The sequence below is a fragment of the Streptomyces sp. NPDC088261 genome, from assembly GCF_044740805.1.
Lineage (GTDB): Bacteria > Actinomycetota > Actinomycetes > Streptomycetales > Streptomycetaceae > Streptomyces.
Genome location: NZ_JBIURL010000015.1, coordinates 1 through 22,874 on the forward strand (window position 1 = coordinate 1; position 22,874 = coordinate 22,874).

The window sequence follows — 22,874 nt, forward strand, 5'->3', positions numbered from 1 at the left end:
CCGCTTTCCCTCCGGGCTCTCCGCTCGGCTCTCCTCCCGGCCTAAGGCCCCCGCGGAGCGGGTACCAAGCTGCTGCGCAGCTTGCAAGCGAGAGAATCCGCTTCGCGAATTCTCTAACCGACAGGAAAGACGCTTCGCACCTTTCCTGTTCACGCTGCGCGTGAATATCCTTCCTTTTCGCTTCGCTCCAGGAAAGGAAAAGGACAATTCCCGCGCGGGAATTGGGGATTTCCGCTTCGCTTCAATCCCTATTCCGGCTGCGCCGGAATGGCTGGCTACGGGTCAGGTGGCCGGGGTCGTGGAGCCGGTGACGGTGCATCAAACCGCTTGCTGGGTAGGATCCCTAATGGATCGTCACCACCGGCCGGGCGCCGGCCCCGTACTCCCCCGTCGTCGCGAGGACAAGCCCGGATAGATCCGGGACGGTGAGGGAACAACCACCTGAACACGTCTGCGCCCGCTGATTGGCGGGCGATCCACCTGCACATGATTCTGTGACGCTCGGGGAGCGTAGCACATCAACCGGACATGATGGGACCGGGACAGGACAATCGTCAGCCGATGTGATGCATCATGATGCATCGGCCCGTGCATCAAATGATGCACGGGTAGGATCACGAACGAAGAGGTACCCTCGCGTCTGGATCTGGAGACGATCTTTCGATGACCGGTGAAATTACGCTCCGTCCGCATCAGGCGGAGGCGGTGGACGCCATCGTGGCCGGGCTGGAGATCCGCCCCGGGCAGCACATTTCGAACAATGGGATGCGCGGTCAGGTGCACGCGGCCTGCGGTACGGGAAAGACCTTTATTGCCGCTGGTGCGGCGCAGCGTATTTCTCCGTACGGGCGTGTGCTGGTTCTTCTTCCGACTCTGGAATTGCTTGCGCAGACGGTGCGGGAGTGGCGGGCTTTCGGGCGTACGGGGCCGATGGTGGCGGTGTGTTCGATGGAGGACGATCCGCGTCTGTACGACTTGCGGGTGCCTTCGACGACCAGCGCCCCGCAGCTGGCCCTGCACTACGGCAGCGGGCCGGTGACGATGTTCGCGACCTACGCGTCGCTGCCGGTCCTGATCGAGGCTCATGAGGGTTCCTACGGGCTCCCGATGGACGTGTGGGACCTGGTGGTCGTGGACGAGGCGCACCGTACGTCGGGGTCGTTGGGGAAGGCGTGGGCGGCTGTGCACCGTCAGGAGTTGGTGCCGGCGGTGCGGCGGTTGTATCTGACGGCGACGCCGAGGATCTGGATGGATCGACCCCCTCGGATCCGGGGGCGGGAGAGCGAGGTCGAGGGGCGGGCGAGGCTGGACCGGTTGCCGGTGGAGATGGCCTGTTCCATGGCGGATGAGACGATTTTCGGGCCGGTTCTGTGGGCGATGGATCTCTCGGACGCGATCGCTCGGGGGTTGTTGGCCCGGTATCAGATCGTGGTCGCCGAGTTGCGGGACGAATCGTTGACGCTGGAGCGGCTGTACGGCGTGGAGCGTAACGAGGAGGACGTGCGGGGCGAGCGTCTGGCGGTGCTCCAGGCCGCCCTGCTGGAGACCATGGCGGAACACGGGCTGGAGCGGTGCATCACCTTCCACCACCGCACCATCGAGGCGAACGCCTTCTCCGCCGGGCTGGGCAGAGTCGCGGCCCGGCTGCACGCCGCCGACCCTGGCCGTCACCCGGTACGGGTGTGGTCGGGGTGGCTGTCGGGTGAGCACGAGCCGCAGGTACGGGCGGACGAGCTGTACCGGTTCGGGCGGCACGCCGGGCGCGCCGTCATGTCGAACTGCCGGGTCCTCGGCGAAGGGGTCGACTGCCCGAGTGTGGATTCCGTGGCCCTCATCGACCCGAAGGGGTCGGCTGTGGATATCGTCCAGGCCATCGGCCGGGCGCTGCGCCAAAAACCGGGTCAGGACAAATTGGCGACGCTGATTGTGCCTGTTTTTCTCGGCCCGGATGAAGTCCCGGAAGACATGCCGTATTCGGCTTCGTATAGGCCGTTGCTGAAAGTCCTTTCCGGGTTGCGGGCGCATGATGAGCGCGCGGTGGAAATGCTGGCCATTCCACAGGAGGACATGAAGCGGGCCAGGCCGACGTCGCCGTGGCTCGGCAAGGCGCCGGAGGGCGACGGCGATGAGGAGGAGCGGTTGCTCCTTCGGTTCGGAGAGCACCGGGATCCGGAGTTGGTGGCGCGGTTGGTGCGGTACAACTTGATCGAGCCCGAGCACGCGAACTGGAAGGCGGGGCACCGGGCGGCCGTCGCGTACCGGGAGCGGGAGGGTGATCTCGCTGTCCCGTACCACCACGTCGAAGGCGGCGGAGAGGGTGGAGAGCGCGGCGGTGAGGGCGGGTTTCCGCTGGGGCGGTGGCTGTCCGACCAGCGTCGGGCGATGCGGGCCGGGAGCATGCTCTCCGAGCGGGCGGCCGATCTGGAGGCGCTCGACGTCGTCTGGGACCCGGCCGACGCGGCGTGGGAGGAGAACCTCGGTGCGGCGAAGGCGTACTTCGACGCGTACAGGACGCTCGCGGCGCCGGTGACGGCGATGATGATGGACCGGCCCGTCGGGCAGTGGCTGGCCAACGCGCGGAAGAAGCACGGGCTGGGGAAGAACGCGGCGCGGGCGAAGGAGCGTGCGGCGCGGCTCGCCGCGATCGACCCGGACTGGAACCCCGTGTGGCCGGTTGACTGGCAGCGCTACTACGCGGCTCTGAGGGGCCTTGTGGCCCCGGGGAGCGTGCTCGGGTACGTGGAGCCCGGGGCGATGGTCAACGGCCTGGACATCGGCCGGTGGCTCGCCGCCCAACAAGAAGGCTGGGGCGGGTTGTCGCAGGAGCAGCGCGAGCGCCTGGTCCAGCTCGGTGTCCGGCCTCCGGAGAAGCCGGCTGCCCCGGCCGGCGCTGCGGTGAAGGTGCGGGCGCGGCGCGGGGCGGCGGGCGGGGCGTTCGAGCGCGGGGTCGCCGCGCTCGCCCAGTACGCCGCACGTGAAGGGAAAACCGTCGTCCCCCGGGCCCACGTCGAGGACCTGCCCGAGGGACCCGTCCGCCTCGGGGTGTGGGTCAGCAACACCCGTACCCGGCAGGCGGGGCTCAGCGCGGAGCAGCGCGGGCAGCTGGCCGCGCTCGGCGTCGAATGGGTGAGGGCGACGTGAGCGGCGAGGAGGTGGTAGCGCGGCCTGGTGAGGTGAGGGGGTGCCGGGGTGCGGGTGCGTACGGCGGTCGCCGGGCACATCCGGCGCCGCGTGTGTGAGGAGGGGGGAGACGGTGATCGGTGCTGTGCTGGCCGATCACCGGGGTTCAGCGGCTGCGGGGGCTGATGGAGCGGGAGGAGACCCGGTTGGGGCGTGAGCTCCGTGACGAGCTCCAGGTGTTCCAGGACCGGTACGAACACGCCGTACCGGTGAGATGGTTGTGCTCGCCGGGGTCTGTCCGGGGTGGCGCGGGCGGTGGGGGCGGATCTGCGTCCTGAGTGCCGGGCACGAAACCCGGGCGCCGCACTGGGGCACCAGACCGGACGGTCCGCTCGCCTGGATCGGCAGCGCGCCGGACGACGACGAGCGGCAGTTTTCTGACGTACCGCCAGGCCGGGTTGCATCGTGGCGGGTGCCGGGTGGGATCTCGAACGGCTGCGGATCGGTTGCCGGGCGCCGTGCGGCCGGGGCGCCGCACGGCCGGGGCGCTCGCCTCCGCCGCGAGCGCTCCGGGCCCTCACCGTGGCCGGAGCAGCGCGAGCGCGGCGAACACGGCCGCCGCCACGCCCCGCGAGAGCTCCCCGGACGGTGGCGGCGATGGTCAGCGGCTCACGGGCCGCCGGGTGGGCGTAGACCAGGTAGCCCGCGGCCGCGCACGCGAGCGGCACCACCAGGCCACGAGGAACACCAGGACGGCCACCACGACCGGCGACGTCCCCAGCAAGGGCGGGGCCGGGGCCGGCTGCTGCGGTCCGGCGGGCGGGGCCGGGACGGGCGGGTCGTACGAGCCACCGGCCGGGGGGGTTGGCCGGATCGGTCGTGGCCGGGAGGGCGGTGGGAGCGAGCGGGGCCGGTTTGGGCGTCGACATCACGGATTCCTTCGCCGGGGCGCACCGGGAGCGGTAGGCGGCGGGGCGGAGCGTGGAGACCTCCGCCCCTTTGTGTCGCGGGGTGGAGCTGAACAACACGAACCATGGGACGGACGGGAGTTAGCGGCGCAACCCCTGTTCGCCTGTGCCTTGGTTGTAGGGTGGGGCGGCAAATGTGACGGGCGGCTTCCGGCGGTCGCGAGGTCTTCGAGCGAGCCGAACGCCCGTAGAGGGGTTATAGAGGGATAGCAGCGTGTTGTGACGTGTGACTTCCGCCGGGCACCAGATTGCGCAGCGGCGAAAGTTCCATTCAAGGGCTCTGAGCAGTGAGTTCACCGCTCAGAGCCCTTGAACGCCCGCCCGTACACGGATAGGGGGCAAGCCGCGCAACCCACCGGCGAAACGGATGAGAACACCGCTGGCGGAGTGCTGCCCGTAGCTCCCCCTCAGCACGCTGACTAGGCAACGGCCACCTGGCGGCATCCCGGAATCCGCCCCGGGACAACGGGAACCCCGGCTCGTCGACGAAGAGGATGGGCAAACGCGCCGCCGACGTGCAGGGTGATCCGGTTGCGGTGGTGGTCCACGCCGGGCAGTACCGTACCGGCGCCCGTACGAGGGGGTCGGCGATCTGACGGCCGAGCAGCTTCCCCCGGCAGAGGCCACCGAGGTCCGGGCGTTCCAGTTTCCTGGAACGCCCGGGAGCGCTTCTACCGTCCGCGCCCTTACCGCGGTGCGGAAGCGGCGGCCTGCGGGCGGTGTGCGGGCACCGCCCGCCCGGCCGAAGCGGCGGCGGGAACCGGGCCGGCGGCGGGTGGGGTGGGGTGGTGGTCGAGCGGGAGCGGGCCGCGGCCGTCGAGACGTGGGGGGGGTGGGCAGTTCGGCGTCGAGCGGGGTGGTGAGCGCCTTGGGGGCGGCGAATAGCAGGCGTCCCCGGGGTGTCGGAGGCGGGGCCGCGGCGCCAGGGCTCGCCGTCGGGGGTAAGGCGGGCCCTGGCGGGCGTCGACGGGGATGCCGCTCTGGTTCATGTGGTGCATCCGGGCGGCGAGGAGCGGCCACTGACGGGTACTCACCAGGAGCACGGCCTCCCGGTGGGGCAGGTGCTCGGGGAGCGCGGCGACCAGGCGGGTGTGGGTGGTTTCCTTGATACCGAGTTGGCGCAGGGCCCTGGCGCGGTTGCCGAGGTCCAGGTCCCGGGGGACGTCCAGGCCCTCGGTCAGCGGGCCCCAGACCCGCCGCGCGTACGTACTCACCGCGGGCGCGGTCCACGGGTCCGGTTTCTGCCCGCTGCCCGGGGGCGGTTCGTACGGGCCCTTGGCCGGGAACGCCGGACGGCAGGGCGGGCGCCGTCAGGGACGGGGCGACGGCCGGGGTCCGAACGCCGGACGGCGGAGGCGGGCGCCGTCGGGGACGGCGCGACGGCTGGGGCCGGGGTCCGTATGGCGGCCGTGGTCGCGGTCGGGGCCGCCGGGGCCGGCTGTCGTCGTACGGCGGCCGTGGTCGACGTCGGGGGCGGGGATGGTACGGGCGGCCTGGGTGGTGAGGGCGGCGACGGCCCGGTCGACGCCGGTCCCCGCCGTGTGCGCGTCGGCCAGGACGCGGGCGACCTCGACGCCCTGGTCGTCGAGGCGGGCCATGGCGGAGGCGATGCGCGGCCAGGTGGGGGAGGCGAGGATCGCGTCACGGACCAGGCCCTCGGGCATGGTCGCCCTGAGCAGGCCGGCCCAGCGGTCCGTGCCCTGCGCCCCTGTACGGGCCGTGTTCGCGGCGACCGCCTGGTGGACACCTTGGGTCATGTGCCCGAGTTGGGGGAGGAACACGGCCAGGTCGACGCCGGCGTGCTGGAGGCCGGCGAGCCGGCGGGCCATCACCGGCCAGTCCTCCCCCGCCACCAGGTCCGCCAGAACATTCCCGGGCAGCACCGTGCGCAGCTGCTCGGCGGCCCGGGCGGGTGCGAGGTTCTCCGTCTCCTGGTCGAGGTCGGTCTCGTGGCCGTGGTGGTGTCTTTGGGCAGCGCGGCGCACCGCGTCCGTGATCGTCAGGAGAAGCCGTACCGACATCGCCGCCGCCTGGGCCGCCTCGGACAAGGCCTCGGAGAACGGCTCACCCGGCAACGGCACGGGGGCGGGCGTAGCCATGGCGGGCTGCTCCTTCGTACGGTCAGCGCGAACGCACCGCCCCAGCGCCCGGGGCAGCGCGAACGCAACGGGGCCGCGATCCTGGTCCGGGCCCAGGGTCAACGCGAGTACGCCACGCCCGGGCCGGGCCCGGGCCCGGGCCCGGGATCCCCGGGCGGTCAGGGCGGTCAGGGCGGTATACCGGCAACGGGCGGGGACGGTGCGGGGCCACGGCCAGGAGTCGGTGTCACCCGTACGGTCCGCGTCGCCGTACGGGACGTCGTGCAGGACGTCGTACGACCCCTCGTACGGGCGGGGGCGCCGGCCAGCGCGGCCTCGCGTGGCGGGGCGGCGGCCTGGGAGGCTGCCTTGGTCTGGGCGCGGTACTCCTGCGCGCGGTGCCACGCGGCAGCGGCCTCGACGGCCTCGACGAGCACGGTCAGCAGGGTCAGGACGGCCGGGGCGCCGCCGCCGCGCGCCCGTACGGGGCGCACGCTCCAAAGCGCGGAAACCGGCTCTGAACCCCGTACGGGCCGCGCCCTCCAACAAGCGGGCGGTACGGGCGCCGGGGGTGCGGGAGGCCTGCTCGGTGGCCGGGAAGAATCTCCTCCGAGACCGTCAGCCACCGGGAGTCCCCTCGCGGCTCTCCCTCGATTCGGCGCCGCAGGAACAGCACGTCGGTGACAACCCGGTTCCCAGCGTCTTCTGATGCGCGCCGGCTGGCAGGCTGACCGCCCCGACCAGTCGCCCAGGGCGTACATCCGCTCACAGGCGGAAGAGTCCTTGGCGTCCGGCGTGAAACGGGACGTGATCAGCGCGGTGATCCCGCCGGAGCGGATCAGAGCCGACGATTTGAGAATGAAGTGATCATGAATCGACAGTCTGAGGTCACTGTTGAAGACCCGGGCGCAGCAGGCCGAAGGGCACCGTGCCGATCACCGCGTCGGACAGGTCGGTGACGAGACGGCCCGCCGTGACGATGCGCGCGTCCGGGTAGGTGCCGGGAGATCCCGGCCGTCCTGCGTGTGGGTGAGGTCCTGCCGGCTGACAGCGGGTTCGAAGCGCTCACGCACGTGGGGCAGGGACAGGCCGTAGGCCAGGATCCGGCCGGAGGACCACACCGGGCGCCTGCCGCGTCGGCGCGGTCACCGGGCAACGCGACCACGTATCCTACCAAGGCGCCGTTCCCGTCACGGCGATCACACACCCGCAGACCCGCGTCACCCAACCAGTAAACGAAACCGAAGCCCGTCAGGACGGGCGTGAAGCCGGCGCGACAGTGCTCCAGGTGTGACTGGGTATGACTGGACCTCATCGTGCTGCTGGCGTAGACGCGCAGGGTTTGCGCTGCCCTGAGCTCACAAAGGTCCCGGTTGGGGGCGGGGGTGGATCACGAACTCGCCGGTCCTGGCGCGCTGGTGCCCCGGTTCGGGGCCGGGCGGGGCACCTTGCGCGCGGCGGTGGCCGGACCTGCGCCGGGGGGTGTGTGTTTCAGTGCGCCGCGTTCAGCACCACGGGGGGATACCGTTCACGTTCTCGATCCAGCGGGTGGCGACCCCGCCGCCGCCCTTCAGCAGCTACCAGCGTGGATTGCCGTCCACGACCTCGCCATCGACCCTGCACTTGATCTCGATGACCGCGCCGTGGGGGATCGCGCCGATCGGGGGGTAGTTCTTGTTCGGGGTCCTGCGAACGCTGACCCCGATCCCGGGAATGACCGGCCCCGGTAGACGACAGCCGCCTCGGCCTGACCGGTCTGCACGGTGGAGAACGCCGGGCCTGCCGGATCGGTATCGGCCACGGCGGGAGCAACCAACACCACCCCAACCAACCAAACCCCGGCGAGCACGGAGACGAACCGGTGCCCGGTCTCCGGTAACCTCATGATGATTTCCCCAAGTTTTCGGTGAGCGCCCGGGCATTTCCCGGTTGCGACACCTTCATGGCACAGGCCGAGCACGGTGGCGTCGTGTTCGTACGGGCGAAACGCCGACTCCCACCCGGATGGGCCCGCAACCCCGGCACCACGTCGTCCGCTGTCGGGTTCGGGAGTGTGCGGTTTTGTGCGCGTAGTAGCTGACGCTGCCGTCGAGGGGGATCGTTGCCGATGGTCGGATCGGATGCCCCACACCGAGCACGGGGCTGTCATCCGATCCCGCCGGAGGGGGTGGAGGGTGGCAATACTCTGTGGCCCGTCGCAGCACGCACGGGTGCAACCGCCGGTCCGCAAGGTTTGTCTCCTTCGTCATGAGAGCCATACGACGGTCGCGATCGAACCCGAACGCACGGCCGGCCCCCAATGCGCGGGAGTTACGTTTGTGGCGGGTCGGCCGGGCCCTGACCGTCACCTTCGCCGCCGCGGTCCTGGTCGCGGGCGGGGTCTTCTACGGTCTGGTTGTGGTGTTGGACTTCCGGGAGGTCGACAGCACCGCGAAGCTTGATGCGAAGACCCTCTTCGACCTGGTGAAGCTCTCTTTCGGGGTGGTCGCCGGGGCCGGTGCGCTCGTCGCCCTGGTCGTCGCCTACCGCCGCCAGCGCGTCGATGAAGCCGGCGCCCACCGCGAGGCCACCCGCCTCCACACCGAGCGCTTCTCCCAAGCCGTCGAACAACTCGGCTCGGACTCCCCCGCCGTACAGCTCGGCGGCGTCCACGCCCTCGCCGGCCTCGCCGACGACGCCCCCGACGACAGCCTGCGCCAGACCTGCATCGACGTCCTGTGCGCCTACCTCCAACTCCCCTACACCGCCGACCCCGGCGACGACCCCGGCCGCCAGGAAGAACACCACCGCTACCTCGCACTCCGCAAAGTCCGGCACACCATCCTGCGCCTCATCGGCGACCACTACCGGCGCCCCCAGGGAACCCATCGCTCCTGGCAGGGCTGCGACCTCGACCTCACCGGCCTCACCATCGACGGCCCCATCGACTTCAGCGGAGCGACATTCCCCAGCGGCACCGTGACCTTCGCCAACACGGCGTTCTCCCGCACCAGGGTGGACTTCAGCGGCGCGACGTTCTGCGGTGGCACCGTGTCCTTCACCGGCGCGACGTTCTCCGCCAGCGATGTCTCCTTCGCCCGCGCGACGTTAGCCGGCGGCACCGTGCACTTCGGTCACGCGAGGTTCTCCGACGGAGGGGTGTCCTTTCACGAGGCGATGTTCGTCGGCAGCAGGGTGGCATTCGACTTCGCGACATTCCCTAGCAACCCGATGTCCCTGGGACGGCCGATGTCCTTCCTCGGCGCGCTGTTCGCCGGCGGTACGGTGACGTTCACCCGCGCGACCTTCACCGGCACCACCGTGCACTTCGGCGGAGCGCACTTCTCCACCGGCACGGTGACCTTCCAGGACGCGCTCGGCCCGGTTCCCTACGGGCTTCTCGGTTCCCTCGGCACTCCTGTGCCTGCAACCGTCGCCCTTCCCGATTCTTGGCTGCCCCCGACTCCGTAGGGCTGGGGGCGCTCACCCCCTGGTTGTACATGCTCCAGCGATCCGATCCGATATGCCCGGTCACCCGCACGGGGGCGCTGGCGGGCCCGTGAGCGGACTACCTGGTGGCCGGGCAGGGCGGGGCGAAAACAAGGAGCAGCGGCGGGAACGGCTGATCCGGGTACGGGTCGGCGTACGTCTTCTGCCAGTGCGAGCGCGGGCACGGGCGGAGTGCCTGCGGCTGGTTGCGGGTGCCTTGCGGTAGGCGTCGTAGCGCTCCAGCTTGGTGAGCAGGCGGGCGCTGGACGTGGTGTGGTCGATCTTCCGCGAATGCGCCGGAGCCGTCTGCCAGGAGGAACACGGGGTCGAGGACCAGGTTACCGGCCGGGATGGGGGGCGACTTCCGCCTGCCCTCGGGGCTTGGTCGGTCACCTCCGAGTGGTGGAAGGCGAGGGCGGTGTCAGGCACGTTCAGGGCGTGTTCGCCGCGGGGGCCCCTTCCGGCTGAGGCGATTCGCTTGCCGGTGGACCGGCCTGACGTCGGCGCGAACTCCCCGGACGCCGCGACTTCCGCGAGGCCTGCCGGGGTGCAGTACCAGTAGCCCCGCCGGGGGCCGTAGCGGCGAGGGAGGCCCGGGGCGGCCAGGACCGTACGTAACAGTGGCTCTTGCTGTGCGCGGCGGGCCCGGCCGGACCAGAGCCGGGGCTTCGCCGAGGAGGTTGCGCAGCGCGCGGCGGGGAGTCGGTGTGCTGCTGGTGGGGCAGCAGCGCCTTGAGCCGGCGGGGTGCAGCTGGGCGAGGGCGGGGAGGGCCTTGCGGAGGCGGTCCGCACCGGCCTTGGCGACCGAGGCGGCCTTCCGGGGCTGGGACACGCCTCTTCCCGTACATCAGTAGCCGGAGAAGAGGAGTTGCAACCCGCCGGGACCGGTGTATCCGGCGTCCGGTCAGCAACAACCGTCAGGGGGCGGGCCGAAGCTACGGGCTCGGTGTGCGGCCTCACTGTCGCGGCCGTGCTGCTGGGGGCGGCGGGGTGGGCGGATCCGGTGCGGTGGGCATCGAATTCTCGGGATTCCCCGGCGGTACGCGGCCGGTTCGGTGACGCGTCCGCTCGTACGCGTGAGACGTATGGGCCGGGGCCGCCGTTCGAGATCACTGCTCGACCGCAGCCTGACGACCACCACCGTGGGCGTTCGAAACTTCCTCGATTAGCCCCGTACCGGGTGCGGCTTGTCCGTGGTCGATGCCACCGTGCGGCAGGTCTTGGTCGCTCAGGGTGGATGGCTACTGCGCCGCTGACCGGATTTGCCATCCTCCAGACAACTACCCATAGTGATCGACTGATCGCACTAAGTGAGTTTCTGGCGGAGGTGTGCTCGGCGCTACAGCGGCTGCGGCAACTCCCAACGCCCTCCTCACGCCATCGATGTCGAAGGATGACGACACCATGTCCGAGAAGAGACTGAAGTCCTGGGGCAACAACCGTGCCGGGCAGCTCGGGGACGGGACCTGGACCGACTTCCGTACCACCGCAACCACCGTGCTCGGGCTGACGAACGCCGAGGTGGTGAAGATCGCGGCCGGCGGGGCCGGGGGCCACAACGGTCACGGGCTGGCCCTGTTGACCGACCGTACGGTGCAGTCGTGGGGCGCGAACGGCTCGGGCCAGCTCAGCGACGGCTCCGTGTTCAGCCACAACGCACCCGGCCAGGTCGTCAACCTGTCAAACGCGACCGACATCGCCGCGGGCGGGAAGCACAGCCTGGCCCTGCTCGCCGACCGGACCGTCGTCGCCTGGGGGCACAACAACTACGGCCAGCTCGGCAACGGCAGCACCATGGACAGCAGCGTCCCGGTCCGGGTCGAGGGCCTGAACAAGGTGACCGCGATCGCCGCCGGACTCCACCACAGCCTGGCCCTGCGCGAGGACGGCAGTGTCTGGGCCTGGGGCCACAACATCAACGGGCAGCTCGGCGACGGCACCTCCGCCAGCAGGAACATGGCCTCCCGCGTGAGCGACCTGACCGGGGTCACCCTGATCGCCGCCGGGGGCAACCACAACCTCGCCCTGGTCGGAGGGCCGGGCAGCGACGGCGTGGTGATGGCCTGGGGGCACAACTCGGCGGGCCAGCTCGGCGACGACAGCACCACCCACCGCTTCACCCCCGTCAAGACCAGGGACACCTGGTCCGGTGAGGTCTCGCGGATCGCGGCCGGCTGCAACCACAGCCTGGCCGTCACGGGCACCGACAACACCCTCCACGCCTGGGGCCAGAACACTTCGGGCCAGCTCGGCGACGGCACCACCGACCAGCGCGACACGCCTGTACCGGTCGCCGGCCTGACCGGCGTTCAGCTGGTCGCCGGCGGCCGCGAGCACACCGTCGTCCTGCTCGGTGACAACACGGTCCGCTCCTGGGGCGGCAACGGCTCGGGCCAGCTCGGCGACGGGACCACCACCGACAGCTGCGTCCCGGTCACGACACTTACCGCGCTGACGGGAATCGACAAGATCGCAGCCGCGATCGGCGGCGACTTCGGCCTGGCCAACTGACGCACTGCCACACCGCCCGCCCGGCCCCGGCACCGGCCCTTGCGAGTGGACTGGGCTTCTCGGCCGGACCTTGGTGCCGCGGCTCGCATTCCTGGAACATTGATTAGGCCGTACGCCGAACGCTTCGGCTCCTGCCGGCGGCAAGGGAGCCGAGCAGGGGCCGCTCCATCCGCTTTCGTGGGCTTGAGGAGGGACGACGGCCGGTCCAGGTCGAGGCGCGCGCCGGGGTTCGTCGGCGGGCGGGCTCTGCGACTTTTGTATCAGGACATCGCTCCTCGGGAAGGGGCGGGATGCTCAAGCCATGTCGCTGATCCGCAACATGTCTGTGTCCGGCCGTCCCGTAATCGCGGATTTGCCGGCGTTGGAAGATCTTGCTCCCGACGCCAGCTCCTACGAGGCCGAAGGCATCGGCGTCCTCGTGGCCGAGGACCGCCGACAGGTCGTAGGGGTCGCGGAGTACAGCCTCGACTACGACTTCGGCCGGCCTGATCGAGCCCGATACACCGGGCGCGGCATGGGGAAACCGCGTCGCCGAGGTGCTCGGGGCGGAAAGACGACCGTCCGGGAACGGCCCGTAGCAGCACACAGGCCGGCCGATGCGGTGCGGGCGGGTGAAGGGGCGTGTCGTGTTCTGTACGGCGGTCGTTGGGACCGGTATGAAGAAGATCATCACGAGCGGGCTGCTCACAGCGGCCACCCTGGCCGGCGGTGCCCCAGCGGCGTTCGCCGACAACGACAGCAACTTCGGCCCCGGCGTGAACGCCGCGAACAACTGGAACTTCACCGCCGCCGCGGTCTGCTACCAGGAACTCGCGGTCGTACCCGTGGCCGGCCCCTGGGTGACCGACACCAACAACTGCGCCAACGGCAACATCATCGACCACACCGCTCAAGAAGGCGCTGAAACCGCGGGACGCCTCGTCGGCACCCTGACCGGCCGTCACTGACCCAGTAACGCGGACGACTCGGGGCGCCGTCGCCATGCGCCCTGGCCCCTCGCGCAAACAGGAGGATCGCTTGCGCTGGGCTCAGCCCGCGGAGTGCTGGCATTGCGGCGGCAGGGAGCCGCTGGGCAGTTCGTCCGCTGGGCGGTTCGTAACGGGCGGCGGGCGTGGAAGGGCGTGCGGCTCGTCAGTTCGGCGATCTCCGCAACGCCGGGGTCGTGGCAGGGGCTCGCAGGGGGCAGGGACGCCCGCAATCAGTCTGGCCCTTCCCTCCCGCTGTCGGCCCCTTCCGCGAGGCACTTCGGAAGCGCGGGAGGCGGGCCCGGCCATGGCGCTGCTTAACACGTGCGAGCGGCACAACATCGCCGTATGGGCCGGAGAGTCGGTTGGCTGGCGACTCGGCGCCGTCTGACAGCGGGGGTGCCGTGATTCAGGCCGTCGGTTTGAGGTTTCAGGTGGGTGGTGGACGCGGGAGGGGGCTGGGTCTCCGGACGTCGCCGGTAGCAGTGGGCGTGTCCTCATTGCGTATGGGACTGTATGAGGCTGTTCGTACTGAACGCTTAGTATGCTGACGTCATGACTCCTCACCAGCGCCGCGACATGCGGGCGGACATCCTCGACGAAGCACGGAAACTGTTCGGCACCAAGGGCTACACCGTCACCTCGATCGCCGACCTGGCCGAAGCCCTCGGTGTCACCAAGGGGGCGCTCTACTACCACTTCAAGTCCAAGGAGGCGATCCTCTCCGCCCTGGTCGCCGAGCCGGCCGCCGAGATCGCGGTCATCGCGAAGGACGCTGCCGGGCGGCCGGCGCGAGAGTTGCTCGGCGCGCTGATCGACCTCCAGGCCCAGCACCCGGCCGCGTACATGGCACTACAGTCCGGGGACGTCTCCGTACTGCAAGAGCACTCCCAGCGTCACGACTTCGCCGGGAAGACCGAACTGATCATCATGGCCATCGCCGGGCCGCACCCCTCACCCATCCGCCTCATCCGCGCCCGCATGGCCGTCGCCGCCGTCAAGGAGGGCGCCATGGCCGCACTCGTGGCAGGCAACGGCGAGCTCACCGATCAGACCCGGCTGGACCTGCTGGAAGCCGCGATGGCCACCCTCGACACGGGTGGTGATTCCTGAGGCATCCCCTGGCGATGCCTACTGAACGACTGGTATGTTGATGGCGACCGGTACGCCACCCGCGTCCGGCTTCCCCGACATCCCTTGGACCACGGTGAACACCACGACTTCCGGACCCACTCCGAAGACCGTCCCCCGCATAGCCCTTCCACTCGGGGGCGTGACGTCTTGACCACCGATCCAGCGGCCCTCGAACGGCTCGCATCGGGCAAGTACCTGCTGGTCACCACCTTCCGCCGGGACGGCCGGGAAGTACCGACCCCCGTGTGGGTCATCCCCGACGGCGACGCCCTCGGCATCTGGACCGTCACCGACTCCGGGAAGGCCAAGCGGATCCGTAACCGGTCCGACGTCGTCGTCGGCCCGTGCGACATACGCGGCAACCCCACGGGCGAGCAGGTCCCCGCCCGGGCCGTCTTCCTCGACGCCCCGCAGACCAAGCGCTATCGCGGCCTCGTGGGACGCAAGTACGGCCTGGTCGGGCGGCTCACCGTGCTCGGCAGCCGACTGCGGCGCGGGAGTGATGGGAGTGTCGGCATCCGGATCACCCTCGTCTGACGGTGCGTCGATACGGAAAGCCGCGTCCGGCACGTCCCGCTCCCCCGGCCGTACGCGCGAGGTGACCGCCTCGCGAGGGGCGCCGCCCGAGCAGTGGCGTCACGCGGCGGGTGCGGTTCCGGTCATCAGGTCCGCGGCCCTCTCCGCGATCGCGAGGACCGTCGCGTTGGTGTTGGCCTCGGGCAGCGCCGGCATGATGGAGGCGTCCACCACCCGCAGGCCCTCGATCCCCCTCACGCGCAGCTGCTCATCGGTCACCGCTGCGGCGTCCGTGCCCATCCGGCACGTACCCCCGGTGTGACAGTACGAGATGACTTGATCACTACGGGTAACACGGGATTATCCGGAGGACCCCGGCATGCCAGGGAACGCCATCGACGGAATAGTCTTCCACCCGGACGGATCCTTGCTGACTTCCCGCATACCGGACGACGTCCGGCTCGAATTCTGGGATGTACGTCGCCTGGCCATGACCCGCGAGATTCTCGGCATCGGTGGTCGGACGCTGACGGTAAAGCCTGGCGGACAGGTCATGGCAACCAGCCTCGGCCAGTTCCTCGACCTGCGTTCCGGCAGCTTGACCCAGCGAACACTCACACCAGGCATGACAACGGCGATGGCATTCAGCCCTGACGGCAGATTCCTCGCGGCAGGTGACGAATCTGGCCAGGTCACCGTATGGGACAGCGATGCCCGCCAGCCCCTCGGTGTCCTTCCCCCAAGCCCGGACCACGGAACGGACTCCAGAGGCGTTTCGGCTCTGGCATTTACACCGGACGCACGCATCCTGGCAGCGGCGGGCAAGGACGGCACACTCCGGCTGTGGGACACTCAAGCTGGGCGATCGATCGGAACTCCCCTCCCCGCAGCTGGCGATGCCCTGCTCTCTCTCGCCTTCAGCTCCGACGGCAAAGAGCTGTACACAGCTGGGGAGCACGTTCAACTGCAAAAATATGAACTCTCCCCAGAACACACAGCCGTACAGGTATGTCGCCGCGTCATAGCACGCCCGTCCCCAGCGGAATGGCGGACACACATCCAGGGCATCCCCTACCACCAGATGTGCTGAACCTCGTCGATATGGAGCTACACCGGGCAGCGGGACCTCCACACTCCCAGCGTTCGCGCCGCGCTGGAGGCCGGGGGATCTCGGCGGTGGCACCGTGCTCGCGCATCCACGTCATGCAGAGCTGCCGCCCGCGAACCGTCCGGCATTGCGCCGGACCGGGCGCACCATTGCCACCCCACCCACCGGGCGCGCGCACTACGGATGGGCGGACTCCGTTATCACACACCCCCTTGGCGGCCACCTGATCGCCAGCCTGGCGCGACGCTGACAAGGGAAAACACGCTGGTACCGAACCTGATCCAGGACCAACGCACGCCCGCCGAAACCTGATCCAGGGGGCGGGGCGGCGGTGCGCGCACCGGTGCGATGCGGGCCGTCGGGCGCGGCGCGCCAGGTGCGCGCGTCCGTGCCGGAGATCGTCTGATGGTGCGCACCGGGTGCGGTGGCGGGCATCGCGGTGCGCACCACGGTGAAGTCTGAGTGGAGCCCACTCGGGGCAGCCCATCGCATGGAGTCCAACCGGTGGACGATGCTCGGCATCGTCACCACAGCTAGTCGTTGGAGTGCCGCAACCCGGAACAGGGCGCGGGCATGCGGCGTAGGGCGGCGTTGCCGATCCGGTTCTGCCGGGCGCGGGCCGGGGCGACTGCCCCGCAGTGAGCCGGCGCTTGGCGGCGTCCTGGAGCCGCCGCCGCTCCTCGCGCAGCTCCTTCTTCTTCTCCGCCTTCGACTCCGGGGCCGCTTCCAGACCGGCTGCCATCCCAGGGGCTCGTCGAAGTCGGGCTCCTGATCCTTGTCGAGCGCGGCGGCCATCTCTGCGCGGGCCGCGCGGGCGCGGGCAAGGATCTCTTCGTGGCGGGCTGTTTTCCGGGGTGCTCATGCGACTCCTCCTGAACTCCTTCCCGGCGTGGGGTGGATGCCAGGCTGCTGAGCGTGCGGCGGCGGGACCATCGCCGGGGCGGGGGGCGCATGCAATCGGTGGACGACTTCGCGCGTCCGCGCCGCGTTGACCCGGGCGGCCAGGGCATCGGACCTGCTCGTACGGAGCCGCCGTGCGGTTGCGGGGTAGTGGGCGCAGCACGGCCTAGTCCTCGGTGTCGTACGGGTACAGGGCAGGCGGATAGGCGGTCACCCTCCGTCCGCGCCTGACGGGGCGGGTAGATCGTCGAGACTCGCTATCACGATTCGTTCGTCCAGGCCTGGTTGGTGAGGGCGGCAGCGCAGGGCGTAGGCGAGGTGACGGCGGGCTTCGGCGAGCAGGTGGTGGCGTGCGAAGGCGCCGCGCATCACGTAGGACCACTGCGACGGTGTCCACGGCGGCAAGGGCGAGGTCGACCACCGGCCGCAGCCGCGCCCACACCGCTGCGGCCGCCGCCCTCGCCCGTACCGCGAGCCGGGAGACAGCGTCGATGCCGTAGGCCCGGATCGCCAATTCGCTCCAGCCGTCGCGCAGCGTCAACGAACGCAGCACCGTGCGCTTGGGCGGGCGGGTCCGGTCGGCGGCCTGCCGGTCCAGCGCGTAGTCGGCCCGCTCCCCCGGCGGGTGTCCTTGCTGTTCCTATGTAGTCGGCCACCAGGACGGACTGCACGTCGGCAATCTGCTGGCGGCGGGTCGACTGTCAGCCGATCAGCCGCTGGTCGGGAGGACGCCTCCTCCATGAAGTACAGGGAGTACAAGGTGCCCGCGGCGACGATGTGCTCCAGCATCAAGTCCGCCGACAGGTTGCCCCGCGTCCCGTCCGGCCGCCGGGCGCGGATCGAGACGGCCGCGTGGTCGTGGAGGTGCGGCTTCGACTGGGCAGCGCGGGACTCGGAGTGCCGGAACACCGCGACCATCAGCCCGCCCCGGACCGGCTCGCGGTGTTTGCCGCCGCTCTCCCAGCGGATCTGGGCGACCGACTCCTCCAGCCACGCCAGCGTCTTGTCCTGGGCGACGTCCTGGCACGACTCCAGGACGAGATGGATCGCGTCATCGGTGAGCCAGGAGCTCACGCTCGATTCGGTCGGCGTCCGGGTGCCGGCCTTCCCCTAGGAGGAGTTCGGCCTGCCGCGCGCTCACCACGCCCCCGGCCGCCAGGCCCACCCCGGCAAGTCCCCGGCCGACCGAGGGGACGGGGTAGTGCTAGACCATCCTGGCACTCGGTCAGCCCGGCCTTTCACCTCTTGGCCCGCAGTCACGGGAGATCGCCGGGCACGTCGACGTAGTCGTTCAGGAGGGGGGCTGGCCTGTGGTGGAGGGGCCCGCCGTCGGCGTGTACGGCGAAGTTCTCGCCGCAGTGTGAGAGTTGCCGGACCGGGCGGCCGTGTCCTGGAATGCGTCCGAGTGGGTGCGGGACCGACAGCGCGCGCAGTTCGGGTCAGTGGTCGTGGAGGGGGATGCGGAGAACAAAGTGGGCTCCGGCCGGTGAAGGGTTGACGGTGATCGTGCCGTGGTGCGCGGAGGCGACGCGTCTGGCGATCGCGAGTCCGAGACCGGAGCCCTCCCTGTCGCCGGTGTCGCGTGCGCGTGAGTGGTCGAGCCGGGTGAAGCGGTCAAAGATCCGCTCGTGGTCCTCGGCGGGGATGACTGGTCCGTCGTTCACGACGTCGACGACGGCTTCATGGCGCCGGGTGTCGCGGGTCAGGGCGATGGTGATGGTGCTGTTGGCGTGCCGTTCGGCGTTGTCGAGGAGGTTACCCAGGAGACGGCCGAGCAGTGCGGGACGGCCGCTTACGGTGAACAAGCCGGAGCTGATGCGGACTTCCACGGCAAGGTGAGGCGGGGGGCGGCGCCGGGCGGCTTCGTCTCGGACGAGGTCGGCGAGATCGGCGGTTTTGTGTACGGGCCGGCCGGCGTCCTCGATGTCGAGACGGGCGAGGAGCAGCAGGTCGTCGGTCAGGTTCTCGAGGCGGACCGTGTCGTTGTGGGCGTCGCGGACAGTGCGGTCGAGGTCGGTCAGGTGGGGCTTGGTGAGGGCCAGTTCGAGTGTGAAGCGGAGGGTTGCGAGGGGGGTGCGGAGTTCGTGGGAGGCGTCGGCGACGAACTGGCGGTGGCGGTCGATGGCGGTTTGCAGGGTGTCGAGGGTGAAATTCATGGTCGCGGCCAGGCGTCCGACTTCGTTGCCTTTGGGGGGTGGTGTGATGCGCCGGTCGAGGTGATGGGCGGTGAGTTCGGCGAATTCGACTCGGATGGCTTCGACGGGGTGTAGCGCTCTGCCGATGGCGTGCCAGACGCTGCTGGCGATCAGGGCGGAGAGGCCGAGGATGCCCCCGGTCAGTGACCATATGGCGGTGTTGACGAGGGCCTGGCTCTTCTCCATCGAGTAGACCATGACGACGTAGCCGGGGAATTCGACGTAGGCGTCGGCGTGCCGGATGGGGGCAGTGCCGTGGAGCGGGTCGGTGAAGGGGTTCAGGTAGAGCGTTCCCTGGCTGGTGAGGGAGTCGAACATGGAGGGGCGTCCGGGCAGTGAGGCTTTGACCAGGCTGAGGTCGTACCGGACGGCACAGAATCTGGTCTGGCGGCTTCTCGTGGGCATCGGGGAGGTCGATTCGCAGTCCGGTACCGGCTTGCCGCGGTGGGAGACTCGCTTTTCCTCGTCGATGTACACACTGTGCCATGGTCCTTTGTCGGCGCTGCTTTCCCGGGGCGTCCTGCAGGACGGACGCGCGTATAGCGATGGCGATGCCCACCCCGCTCGCGGTCAGAAGCGTCAGAGAGGTCAGCGCGGCCAGCAGGGTGAGCCGTGTCCTGATGGACGCGGGGCGCAGCCGCCGGACAAGGTGCCCCAGGCAGGCCGGTCTCACCGCGGTGACCCCTCGGTGGCTTCCAGGCGGTAGCCGGATCCTCGGACGGTGTGGATGGTACGTCGCCGGAACGGGGTGTCCAGTTTGCGGCGCAGGGAGCTGATGTAGACCTCCACGAGGTTCACATCGCCGTCGTAGCGGTCGTCCCAGACGTGGTTGAGCACATCGGTCTTGGAGACGGTCTCGCCGCCCCGGCGGGCAAGGAGTTCGAGGACGGCGAACTCGGTTGCCGTGAGAGGAACATGGGTGTCGCCTCGTCGGCAGCGGCGGGCGGCCGGGTCGATCTCCAGGTCGCCTATCCGCAGGACGGCGGGTCGCTCGGGCCGTCCCCGGCGGATCAGGGCGCGCAGTCGCGCGGCGAGCGCGACGAAGGAGAAGGGCTTGATGACATAGTCGTCGGCGCCGGTGTCGAGGCCCTCGGCCTGGTCGTACTCGCCGTCCTTGGCGGTGAGCATCAGGACCGGCGCCCACACACCCTCGTCGCGCAGTCGCGCGCATACCCGGTAGCCGTCGAGTCCGGGCAGCAGCACATCGAGCACGATGGCGTCGTAGGGGTTCTCCAGGGCCAGTTCGACGCCGCGCAGACCGTCGTGGGCCGTGTCGACGGCGTAGCCCTCGTCGACCAGTCCCCGGCGCAGCAGGTCTGCCATCCGCAGATCGTCTTCGACCACCAGAATCCGCATCGGTCCAGCATGGCCGCCGGGTGTACCGGCCGGTACCTGATTTAGCGTCATTCGTCTTCAGGTTCTCCACAGGTAGGTCGTGCCACTGTCGTTCCAACGCACCCCGCCAACCGGGGGGCAGGGGACTGGTGGATGTCCCAGGTGTCCTGCGGGGCCGTCACACAGGGGGAGGAAACACGGAGGCTCGTGAGTTCGGGACCGGTGGCCGCTGTGTTGCCGCCGTTGCGGCAGCACTGCTGGCCGCAGGGGCCCTGACCGCCTGTCAGAGCGCCACCGGCTCTCCGCGCCCGGAGACCGGGACGCCCGTCACCCTCGCCCGGGGTCTTGACCGAGCGGGAGAAGGACCTGCTCCACGAGGCCGAGCAGAGGCTGACACAGTCCTGTATGCGCGAGCGGGGATTCCAGATGTGGATCACTCCGCGCCGGCCGATCCTCCAGGACCGCGACCTCCCGTACGGACTCCACGACGCGCGCTGGGCATCCGTGCACGGCTACGGGTCCGCATTCATCGCCCAGCGCGAGAAGCTGCGCAAGTCCGACCCCAACCGGCGCTACTTCACAACGCTGTCGGCCGGCGACCGGCAGCGCGCGGTCGACGCACTGCACGGCCGGACGAGGGCCGAACGCCTGGAAGTCGTCACCCCGACCGGCATGACCGTGGGCCGCTTCGACGACGGGTGCACCGCTGAGGCCCAGCGACAGCTCTACGGCGACCTCCGCGCCTGGTTCACCGTCAGCACCGTCGCGCGCACGCTCGACGAACAACGCCGCCGGCAAGTCATCAACGACAGAGCGTTCACCAAGGCCGTCGGCACCTGGTCGCACTGTATGAAAGAAAGGGGGTTCACCTACGACTCCCCTGGTCAAGCACGTGCCGCCTTCATGAATGACGGCGGGACGCGTACGGCGCCGGGGAGGAAAGAGATCCGCACCGCGGCCGCCGAGGTGCGATGTGCCGACCTCACGGGACTGGCAGCCACCACGCGCCTTCTCGACGAGAGATACGGCGACAGGACACGCGACGCCCACCGGTCGGTGTTCAACAAGAAGTCTCAACTGGAAAAGGACGCCCTCACCCGGGCCCGTGCCCTTGTGGAATCCGGCTGAGACGCACCGCTCCGAAATCACCGCTCCATCCGAATCCGGGAGAAGACACATGAAGAAACTCGGCCGGCTCATCGCCGCCGCGGGGCTCACCGCCCTGCCGCTCCTCCTCAGCACCGGAACCGCCCAGGCTGCGGCCCCGCAAGAACCCGCCCGCCCCTCCGTCGCCGCCGAACCCGACGGCTATCTCTATGCCTGGGTGAACATCAACAGGGGCGGCGACTGGTGCCGGTGGCTCAACAACGACGACAACTGGAACACCTGCTCCGGATCCAAGGCCTCGTTCGACATGCGCAACAAGGCGAGTTCCCTCGACAACCGCGGGTTCACCGGGTCCTACGAGGATGTCGACCTCTTCTACTCACCGAGCCAGCAGGGATCGAGCAACTGCCTGCCGAACGGCTACTACCTCAACAACCTGGCCGGGATCTACTTCCGGTGGGACGGTAAGCCGGGCCAGGGCCAAACGATGAACGACAACATCGCCAGCCACAAGTGGTCCAACGCCTGCTGAAATTTGGACCGGTAGATCCGTAGCTCCGTAGCTCGGCATCCCACCCCCGCTATCACCTCTCCGGTCCCCGGCGACATCACGTCGCCGGGGACCGGAGAGGTGATAGCGGGGGCGCCTGCGGTAGAGACGCGGTTGATCCGTTTCTTGATCCAGTCGGGAACCTGCAAACAGGCTTCTTGTCAATCTTGTCCTGCAAGCTGGAAGTGCACGACAGTGATCGGGTCAGTTGGCGCGATCTCGGGGTAGTGGAACCGGAGCCGGGCCTTGAGCTCTGCGAGGCTGTCGAAACCGTCGGCCCGTGCATCCGTTTCGGTCAGCTCGGCGACCCGCTTCGCCACTACTTGTGTCACCGTGCCCGGCAGAGTCACCGCTTCATCGAGTTCGAACACCAGACTGACGGGCCCGCACTCCACCGGATCCTGGAACCGCACGGTGGTCGTCTTTTTGCCCGAGCGCACTGCGGCAAGGTACTCACGATGGAAGTGCAAGCCCTGACCGACCGGGCCGGGCAGGGTGTAGGCCCACGGAAGGAGGTCGGCGACAGCAACATTTCGTACCCCCTCGTCCGTGCCCACCAGTACACGGATACACTGGTAATGGTCGAGGAGAATCTGGCGGTCCCGGCCGCACGGCGCCAGCACCCCGCGGCCGGCGTCACCCACCGCCACGATCGTGGTCAACTCGTCCGCACCCTCGGCGCGCGCGTTGCCGAGTGCCACCAGTTCCGCACAGGGGCCACCAGTGAAGTGGTAGAGGTTGATACCCCGGAATATCCTCCCCCGCGCGTCCCGCACCGCGGCTCCTACCGTATGCCGCTCACCGTCGCCATGAGCCTCCACTACCTGCCGGGCGATTGCGACCAGTTCCAGGTCCGCTGCTGTCGGAGGCCGCGCCACTCTGTCCATCGGAGCACCCTAACGAGCACGGCGGACAGCAC

General features: G+C 69.7%; 17 protein-coding genes. 9 read left to right on the forward strand and 8 right to left on the reverse strand.

Translation table 11 applies throughout. From position 1 onward, the window contains the following. The first annotated feature begins 663 nt into the window (after positions 1 to 663). Positions 664 to 3,141, forward strand: coding sequence for a Helicase associated domain protein (locus tag ACIODU_RS25495; RefSeq protein WP_401770045.1), 2,478 nt, complete (start codon positions 664 to 666; stop codon positions 3,139 to 3,141). 1,633 nt (positions 3,142 to 4,774) lie between these two features. Here ACIODU_RS25495 and ACIODU_RS25500 read toward each other — a convergent pair. The 3 genes from ACIODU_RS25500 to ACIODU_RS25510 form a co-directional block, all read right to left on the reverse strand. Further along, positions 4,775 to 5,302 (reverse strand): hypothetical protein, encoded by a 528-nt coding sequence (locus tag ACIODU_RS25500; RefSeq protein ID WP_401770046.1) that lies wholly within the window; start codon positions 5,300 to 5,302, stop codon positions 4,775 to 4,777. 96 nt (positions 5,303 to 5,398) lie between these two features. Continuing rightward, positions 5,399 to 6,187, reverse strand: a complete 789-nt coding sequence (locus tag ACIODU_RS25505; protein ID WP_401770047.1) for a hypothetical protein — start codon at positions 6,185 to 6,187, stop codon at positions 5,399 to 5,401. Between the two features lie 167 nt (positions 6,188 to 6,354). After that, the gene (locus tag ACIODU_RS25510; RefSeq protein WP_401770048.1) at positions 6,355 to 6,660 is read right to left on the reverse strand and encodes a hypothetical protein; all 306 of its coding nucleotides are present in this window, start codon (positions 6,658 to 6,660) and stop codon (positions 6,355 to 6,357) included. A 1,822-nt stretch (positions 6,661 to 8,482) separates the two neighbouring features. Between ACIODU_RS25510 and ACIODU_RS25515 the strand changes: the two genes are divergently transcribed. The 5 genes from ACIODU_RS25515 (at position 8,483) to ACIODU_RS25535 (ending at position 14,781) form a co-directional block, all read left to right on the forward strand. Continuing rightward, positions 8,483 to 9,616, forward strand: coding sequence for a pentapeptide repeat-containing protein (locus ACIODU_RS25515; RefSeq protein ID WP_401770049.1), 1,134 nt, complete (start codon positions 8,483 to 8,485; stop codon positions 9,614 to 9,616). A 1,422-nt stretch (positions 9,617 to 11,038) separates the two neighbouring features. Then, the gene (locus ACIODU_RS25520; RefSeq protein ID WP_401770050.1) at positions 11,039 to 12,145 is read left to right on the forward strand and encodes an RCC1 domain-containing protein; all 1,107 of its coding nucleotides are present in this window, start codon (positions 11,039 to 11,041) and stop codon (positions 12,143 to 12,145) included. Positions 12,146 to 12,801: 656 nt separating this feature from the next. Next, on the forward strand, positions 12,802 to 13,092 hold the full coding sequence (locus ACIODU_RS25525) for a hypothetical protein (protein ID WP_401770051.1): 291 nt from the start codon (positions 12,802 to 12,804) through the stop codon (positions 13,090 to 13,092). A gap of 573 nt (positions 13,093 to 13,665) precedes the next feature. Further along, positions 13,666 to 14,223 (forward strand): TetR/AcrR family transcriptional regulator, encoded by a 558-nt coding sequence (locus ACIODU_RS25530; RefSeq protein WP_401770052.1) that lies wholly within the window; start codon positions 13,666 to 13,668, stop codon positions 14,221 to 14,223. Positions 14,224 to 14,391: 168 nt separating this feature from the next. After that, positions 14,392 to 14,781, forward strand: coding sequence for a PPOX class F420-dependent oxidoreductase (locus ACIODU_RS25535; RefSeq protein WP_401770053.1), 390 nt, complete (start codon positions 14,392 to 14,394; stop codon positions 14,779 to 14,781). Positions 14,782 to 14,880: 99 nt separating this feature from the next. On the opposite strand, the gene ACIODU_RS25540 is transcribed toward ACIODU_RS25535, so the two are convergent. Next, entirely contained in the window at positions 14,881 to 15,093 is a 213-nt protein-coding gene (locus ACIODU_RS25540; protein WP_401770261.1) for a GMC oxidoreductase, read from the reverse strand. A 46-nt stretch (positions 15,094 to 15,139) separates the two neighbouring features. Here ACIODU_RS25540 and ACIODU_RS25545 point away from each other — a divergent pair, with 46 nt between their 5' ends. Then, positions 15,140 to 15,850, forward strand: a complete 711-nt coding sequence (locus tag ACIODU_RS25545; RefSeq protein ID WP_401770054.1) for a WD40 repeat domain-containing protein — start codon at positions 15,140 to 15,142, stop codon at positions 15,848 to 15,850. A gap of 1,455 nt (positions 15,851 to 17,305) precedes the next feature. On the opposite strand, the gene ACIODU_RS25550 is transcribed toward ACIODU_RS25545, so the two are convergent. From ACIODU_RS25550 to ACIODU_RS25560, 3 genes are all read right to left on the reverse strand, one after another. After that, positions 17,306 to 17,842: a relaxase domain-containing protein gene (locus ACIODU_RS25550; protein ID WP_401770055.1), complete on the reverse strand. Its 537-nt coding sequence runs from the start codon at positions 17,840 to 17,842 to the stop codon at positions 17,306 to 17,308. A gap of 365 nt (positions 17,843 to 18,207) precedes the next feature. Beyond that, positions 18,208 to 19,368 (reverse strand): sensor histidine kinase, encoded by a 1,161-nt coding sequence (locus ACIODU_RS25555; RefSeq protein ID WP_401770056.1) that lies wholly within the window; start codon positions 19,366 to 19,368, stop codon positions 18,208 to 18,210. A 264-nt stretch (positions 19,369 to 19,632) separates the two neighbouring features. Then, on the reverse strand, positions 19,633 to 20,319 hold the full coding sequence (locus ACIODU_RS25560; protein WP_401770057.1) for a response regulator transcription factor: 687 nt from the start codon (positions 20,317 to 20,319) through the stop codon (positions 19,633 to 19,635). A gap of 324 nt (positions 20,320 to 20,643) precedes the next feature. Here ACIODU_RS25560 and ACIODU_RS25565 point away from each other — a divergent pair, with 324 nt between their 5' ends. Both ACIODU_RS25565 and ACIODU_RS25570 read left to right on the forward strand, forming a co-directional pair. Continuing rightward, positions 20,644 to 21,426, forward strand: a complete 783-nt coding sequence (locus tag ACIODU_RS25565) for a hypothetical protein (protein ID WP_401770058.1) — start codon at positions 20,644 to 20,646, stop codon at positions 21,424 to 21,426. Positions 21,427 to 21,475: 49 nt separating this feature from the next. Continuing rightward, positions 21,476 to 21,937, forward strand: coding sequence for a hypothetical protein (locus tag ACIODU_RS25570; protein ID WP_401770059.1), 462 nt, complete (start codon positions 21,476 to 21,478; stop codon positions 21,935 to 21,937). Positions 21,938 to 22,116: 179 nt separating this feature from the next. On the opposite strand, the gene ACIODU_RS25575 is transcribed toward ACIODU_RS25570, so the two are convergent. Then, entirely contained in the window at positions 22,117 to 22,842 is a 726-nt protein-coding gene (locus tag ACIODU_RS25575; protein WP_401770060.1) for an ASCH domain-containing protein, read from the reverse strand. Positions 22,843 to 22,874: the final 32 nt, after the last annotated feature.

Excerpts from the sequence above, each read along its gene's own strand:
- ACIODU_RS25495 (WP_401770045.1), top strand. The coding sequence starts at position 664 with ATGACCGGTGAAATTACGCTCCGTCCGCATCAGGCGGAGGCGGTGGAC.
- ACIODU_RS25505 (WP_401770047.1), bottom strand. The coding sequence starts at position 6,187 with ATGGCTACGCCCGCCCCCGTGCCGTTGCCGGGTGAGCCGTTCTCCGAG.
- ACIODU_RS25520 (WP_401770050.1), top strand. The coding sequence starts at position 11,039 with ATGTCCGAGAAGAGACTGAAGTCCTGGGGCAACAACCGTGCCGGGCAG.
- ACIODU_RS25525 (WP_401770051.1), top strand. The coding sequence starts at position 12,802 with ATGAAGAAGATCATCACGAGCGGGCTGCTCACAGCGGCCACCCTGGCC.
- ACIODU_RS25530 (WP_401770052.1), top strand. The coding sequence starts at position 13,666 with ATGACTCCTCACCAGCGCCGCGACATGCGGGCGGACATCCTCGACGAA.
- ACIODU_RS25545 (WP_401770054.1), top strand. The coding sequence starts at position 15,140 with ATGCCAGGGAACGCCATCGACGGAATAGTCTTCCACCCGGACGGATCC.
- ACIODU_RS25555 (WP_401770056.1), bottom strand. The coding sequence starts at position 19,368 with ATGCCCACGAGAAGCCGCCAGACCAGATTCTGTGCCGTCCGGTACGAC.
- ACIODU_RS25560 (WP_401770057.1), bottom strand. The coding sequence starts at position 20,319 with ATGCGGATTCTGGTGGTCGAAGACGATCTGCGGATGGCAGACCTGCTG.
- ACIODU_RS25570 (WP_401770059.1), top strand. The coding sequence starts at position 21,476 with ATGAAGAAACTCGGCCGGCTCATCGCCGCCGCGGGGCTCACCGCCCTG.
- ACIODU_RS25575 (WP_401770060.1), bottom strand. The coding sequence starts at position 22,842 with ATGGACAGAGTGGCGCGGCCTCCGACAGCAGCGGACCTGGAACTGGTC.